Origin of the sequence: Zoogloea sp., from assembly GCF_028693495.1 — a bacterium.
In the GTDB taxonomy this organism is placed as follows: Bacteria; Pseudomonadota; Gammaproteobacteria; order Burkholderiales; family Rhodocyclaceae; genus Zoogloea.
The window spans coordinates 1-4,765 of sequence record NZ_JAQUVG010000153.1; the positions used below are offsets into that span (position 1 = coordinate 1).

At 57.7% G+C, this 4,765-nt stretch carries 7 protein-coding genes; 4 read left to right on the top strand and 3 right to left on the bottom strand.

Annotated elements, in window-relative coordinates; genetic code table 11:
- A partial coding sequence (locus PHD22_RS16295; protein WP_299869302.1) for a hypothetical protein occupies positions 1-426 on the top strand: 426 nt, incomplete at its 5' end.
- 125 nt (positions 427-551) lie between these two features.
- Complete coding sequence (locus PHD22_RS16300) at positions 552-785, top strand: hypothetical protein (RefSeq protein WP_299869305.1); 234 nt, start codon at positions 552-554, stop codon at positions 783-785.
- 24 nt (positions 786-809) lie between these two features.
- Here PHD22_RS16300 and PHD22_RS16305 read toward each other — a convergent pair whose 3' ends face one another.
- Genes PHD22_RS16305 through PHD22_RS16315 form a run of 3 tightly spaced genes read right to left on the bottom strand, consistent with a single transcriptional unit; the run spans position 810 to position 2,475 of the window.
- Entirely contained in the window at positions 810-1,184 is a 375-nt protein-coding gene (locus PHD22_RS16305; RefSeq protein ID WP_299869308.1) for a MarR family transcriptional regulator, read from the bottom strand.
- Entirely contained in the window at positions 1,181-1,480 is a 300-nt protein-coding gene (locus PHD22_RS16310) for a DUF6516 family protein (RefSeq protein ID WP_299869311.1), read from the bottom strand. The genes PHD22_RS16305 and PHD22_RS16310 overlap by 4 nt, the downstream gene beginning before the upstream one ends.
- 41 nt (positions 1,481-1,521) lie before the next feature.
- Positions 1,522-2,475 carry a restriction endonuclease gene (locus tag PHD22_RS16315; RefSeq protein WP_299869313.1) on the bottom strand — a complete coding sequence of 318 codons (954 nt, stop codon included), beginning with the start codon at positions 2,473-2,475 and terminating at the stop codon, positions 1,522-1,524.
- A 222-nt stretch (positions 2,476-2,697) separates the two neighbouring features.
- Between PHD22_RS16315 and PHD22_RS16320 the strand changes: the two genes are divergently transcribed.
- Together PHD22_RS16320 and PHD22_RS16325 are read left to right on the top strand one after the other, a co-directional pair.
- Positions 2,698-4,089, top strand: a complete 1,392-nt coding sequence (locus tag PHD22_RS16320) for a hypothetical protein (RefSeq protein ID WP_299869316.1) — start codon at positions 2,698-2,700, stop codon at positions 4,087-4,089.
- Between the two features lie 427 nt (positions 4,090-4,516).
- Complete coding sequence (locus tag PHD22_RS16325) at positions 4,517-4,714, top strand: hypothetical protein (protein ID WP_299869319.1); 198 nt, start codon at positions 4,517-4,519, stop codon at positions 4,712-4,714.
- Positions 4,715-4,765 lie beyond the last annotated feature (51 nt).

The window sequence follows — 4,765 nt, forward strand, 5'->3', positions numbered from 1 at the left end:
CGCAATTTCGTGACCAAGGAGTATCAGGAGCGTCTCCTCGATAGCATGGTCCGCAAGCTGCTCGTAGGCCGGCAACTCGGTGCTGCATATCGGGCTGAAAAGGTGGGGAATCCGGAGTTCACGGTCAACTTTCCGTTCGTCCATCACCATGACGGGCGAGCTGACCGCATCATCAAGCCTTTGTACCTGGCCCAGGAGGACTCCACCAAGCTGCTGACCCATGGTGGTCAATGGGTGGACAAGGTCAGGCGTCTCCGTAAGCGGGATGCCTTACCAGAGGCAGTCCTGTTCCCGGTGAAAGCTCCGGCTCGGGATACAAAACCGTATCAGGCGTTTGAGGAGATCCGCGAAGATCTGCAGGCTACTGGCGTCACCGTCGTGGCTGCAAACGATGAAGAGTCGATTCTGCAGTTTGCTGCCATGTGAGGTTCAGGTAGGTCAGGGGCTTGATTAACACCTTGCTTGACGCTGCTTGCCCTGACCTGATCTCCCTCCGATCAGACATCGACCAGACAACAAAAAAGCCAACCCCGTGAGGTTGGCTTTTTTGCTTGCAGATCAACGACCTGTCTGAATCCGATCTGGAGCGGGCGATGGGAATCGAAAACGTGGAGCAGAGCATGCTTCGAGGCCCGATGACCGGCATCCGGGGCGAGACATTAATCTGTTTTCCCTTGATCTTCAACGGCTTTTTCGAGAAGGGGCGAGATCCGGAGCGTCGCTCCGTGGGCTCTGGTTTCGGATCTGGATTGCCTGAGCTTGACGCAGCGGTGACCAGAACGTGACCAGACGGTCCTCTGGTATGCCCGTCAGGCGACTTCCGCCATCAGGCTGATGCGCTGCGCGGTCGCCCGGACTTCCTTCATCCGGCCGTGGCCCGGCAGGATCTTCTCCGAGACCGTGACCAGGCCCGCCCGCGCCAGCTCATCCACATCCCGCTTGACCGCGCTGCGATCCCGGTGGAGGCGTTCCGAGATCTGGGTGATCGAGCCGGGCATCTCCTTGATGGAACGAAAGAGGGCGAGCCGCGCGGTGGTGATCAGCTTCACCACATCCGCCGGGTCCTCGAAACTGATCGTGCTCTCGCTGGGCAGCGCGTCGCCGCGATCCGCTGCGCGTGCCAGTTGCCGGCCTCGCTGGAAGAAGTCGCCTTCGGTTCCCGTTTTGATCGTCAGCTTGCTCATTTGCAATCCTTCAAGATGATCCAGTCCTGCGCGAAGCGCTCTTCGATGTCTTCGAAGCTCACGAAGTCGATGGGTTCCACCACCCCGAAGTAATGGCGGTGGTGACCATCGTGGGCGTTGTCGTAACCCACGACGCGTCCGTTGTCTCCCGCGTACAGCCGGTGGTTGATGTACGCAAGGTTGTAGCGGGTGACCTTGCCCGTGATCGAATCGACCCAGATCTCCCGGCGCAGCTTGCCGTTGCCCCGCTTGTCGGAAATCTTGTGGGACTCATCGATGATCTTCGTATCAGCCATGACTTAATATAGCATGGCTGGCTTTGCTGGGACGGTCCCACTCAGACGGTGTCCCCCTCGAAGTAGTCCGAGTCAACCCGCTTGATCTCAAAGCGGCTGACGGGTGAAACCCCGACGTTGTGATCGACCATCAAGGCGGCCAACTGCTCACCTCCAACAAGGATGATCTTCGATGGGATGATCCCCGCGTATTCGTGGGCCTCTCGCGAGAATCCTGATGTGGTGATGAAAACCCCCTTGTTCGCACGCTGTCCTTGAAGGGCTCCAGCAAACTTCTGTATCTCCGGACGTCCGACGGTCCCCTCCCACCGTTTGGCTTGCACGTAGATCACGTCGAGCCCCAGCTTGTCCTCCTTGATGATCCCGTCGATGCCGCCATCGCCGCTTCGGCCTACCGCCTTGCCCGCGTCCTGGCGCGAGCCGCCGTAGCCCATGGCGACCAGCAGATCGATGACCAGGCGCTCGAAGAAGGCCGGTGTGGCGGCCTTGACCTGCTCCAGCACCTCGGCCTCCAGATTGCTGCGCAGGCGCTGATAAGCCTGTGAGAAAAGCTCCTCTGGTGTGGCTTCTGGTGCCGGCGATGACGTGATCTGGGACGGAGACGGTAAGGTTATTGGGATGTCTGGTTGCTGTGCGCCGTTACCCTCACTTCTGCGTGACCTGAATGCCCGGAATTCCTGATACTTCTCAAGCGTAGAGGTGTCGATCTGGATCGGGTTTGTTCCGAGAAGCTCGGAGCCCCGCAGCGTGATCCGGAAGTAGCCTCGTCGAGTTGCATCGATCAAACCAGCTTGCTTAAGGTAGGTCTTTGCCCACCCGACCCTGTTGTCAAACATCGGAGCCGTACCACTGGGAAGCATCGTGGCGCGCTCTTCATCGGACAACTCGAACTTAGCCGCCAGCTGCTCGACTGCATCGCGGAAACGATGCTCGTTGCCGTCAGTGGCCAGCCTCAAGAGCGGAAGCATCAAGGTTTGATAGTCGGGGATGGGCATAACGAATACGGATGATGGTAGGGTGTTTATGGATTCAACATCCACAGGCATCACGGATGGTAGCGCAAGCGCCCGCATCGTGTTTCCTTCGAGCGGGAGCCTTTACTATGAGACTGAAAGCAGAGGGCTCAGGAGATTGCTCTCTCGATCCCTTGTGCTCGACGTTTTACTCAGCGGCGTTGTGGACAATCATCTCTACAGCATTCTGGAGTTCATCTTTGCTTGAAAATGACTGAAGAAGCGGCGAAGAAGAGCAGTTCAAGGAAAAAAGGCATGAACCGACCTGAACCTTTGCAGCTAGCGTACGACTTCTCTTCTGCACCTGAACCTGTCCGCCTGTTCGAGGGAACAGCAGAAGTGGGCTTTGGTGATGACAGTTTTTCCGGGACGGCTGATCTGCTGCTGAGATTTCTTCCCAGCCCGCGGGTTGTTTTTCACGCGAGTGTCCAAGGAAGGGCGGGAGAGTCACGGTTTCCCTTGTTCTTCTACACCTCAGATGAGCCTTCGTACTTCTTATTCAACGGATACAAGATAGAAGGGTTCCGTGGAAAGTGGAGCGCTAATTCCGATATCTTGGCATTGGATTGGCACCCCAAATCCGACCCTGTGGTGCTGTGTGACATGCAGTCCAAGACTTCAGTGGCGGCAATCCTTCACATCTTTAACTTCCCTGACTTCCAGGGTGGGCAGCATCAAGCCACTGCGGCTCCTGCGGGGTGTGCGTTGCTTGTGCTGGAGTCTGAGGAGTGGCGCGTTTCCCTCCAATCATTGCCGAACGACGCCACCTGTCAGGCATGGGAGCGAATAAGGAGTGAAGGCGGCTGTTACCTGACGCATGTGGCGAAGTTGGAGCGGAAGGACGGCAAGCCTTTCTCCGGGGAAGAGGCCCGCGAGCAACGCCTTCTCCTTGCTAACTTCCTCTCATTCACTAAGGGTGGGCGGTGCTCGACCTCGTGTGAAGTGGGATTCGATGCGGCGGGCAAAAAAACCTGGGAGACCTTTGCTTCCCCATACGTCAGCAACCCGCCATATTCATGGTTCACCCCATTCAAGGCGAGCCAGGCCGAGGTCCTGTTTCCCCTGTTCGTGAAGCGTTGGCAGCAGTCGGAGGAATGGAAGGATTGTCTGCGTTCGGCTATCTACTGGTATGCGCAGGCCAACACGAATGGGAGCTCGCCAGGCATCGATGCGGCTATCATTCTGGCGCAATCCGCCTTGGAGCGATTGGCGCATCACCATTTGGTCGTTGACAGGAAGATGATCTCCCTCGAAGGGCTCGATCGACTGAAGGCGTCTGACCGCTTGCGGCTGCTTTTTTCCAGCTTGAATCTTCCTGTCGGGATTAGTGCCGCAACGCTAGACATTCAGAAGGCTGCACCGAGCTGCAAGTGGGTGGATGCGCCCCATGCCCTGACGGACATCCGTAACGAACTGGTTCATCCGGCCAGCAAGAAGCAGGTTTCCGATTGCTTCATTGACGGATGGAAGTTGAGCCTGTGGTACCTGGAGTTGTCTGTGCTGGCCTTGTGCGGCTACAACGACACCTATACCAGTCGATTGACGGCGAAATACGTGACCCAATCAGAGCGAGTGCCATGGGGAAACGCAGGATGAGCGACATGGTCTGACCGTCCTCCAACTCCCGCCGTAGGGGTGTATAGCCGCGAAAGTTGGAGCCCATGCCCCCTCCAACTCGGTCACCTTCAGTACCACCAACTCCACCTCTTCCCCAAGCCCGGCGCAGGATCAAGGGACCTGCGCCGGGCTTGACCACCTTCGGGGGCGGCCCTGCAAGCTTCGCTCGCAGGGGATTAATAGCAGCACGAGATCGGCTCGACTTGCAGATGTGGGGCCCTTGGCTGTGAGACGTCCGGCGCCAGGCGGAACGAGACGAGATAACGCAGCACCTGCAGCTTGTTGATATGCTTAGTCAATGCCGATGGTGGTGCCACAGGCGGCGCGTTGCATGGTTCGCCTTTGAAGGGTGATTTAGGATCACAAGGCCGGTATATCTCGACTACAGCGCGTGGAGAGGAGCCTCATGAGCATGATCTTCATCAGCCATTCCAGCCGTGACAACGAGTTGGCGAAGGCCATGCGGGACTGGCTGGGAGAGCAGGGTTGGGCCGACGTTTTTCTCGACCTCGATCCGTCCGCAGGATTAGCTCCGGGGCAGCATTGGCGGGATGAGCTGGGCGGTTTCAAGTCTGAAGTGCAACACTGGGTTGAAAGTTCATGATTTCCCTCGCAAAGACCTCCGCTGGTGTTTCAAAGTCGAGGCATTTGCGCG

Bases quoted from the DNA above. Each gene is read 5' to 3' on its own strand.
- PHD22_RS16305 (WP_299869308.1), bottom strand. From the start codon at position 1,184: ATGAGCAAGCTGACGATCAAAACGGGAACCGAAGGCGACTTCTTCCAG.
- PHD22_RS16310 (WP_299869311.1), bottom strand. From the start codon at position 1,480: ATGGCTGATACGAAGATCATCGATGAGTCCCACAAGATTTCCGACAAG.
- PHD22_RS16315 (WP_299869313.1), bottom strand. From the start codon at position 2,475: ATGCCCATCCCCGACTATCAAACCTTGATGCTTCCGCTCTTGAGGCTG.
- PHD22_RS16325 (WP_299869319.1), top strand. From the start codon at position 4,517: ATGAGCATGATCTTCATCAGCCATTCCAGCCGTGACAACGAGTTGGCG.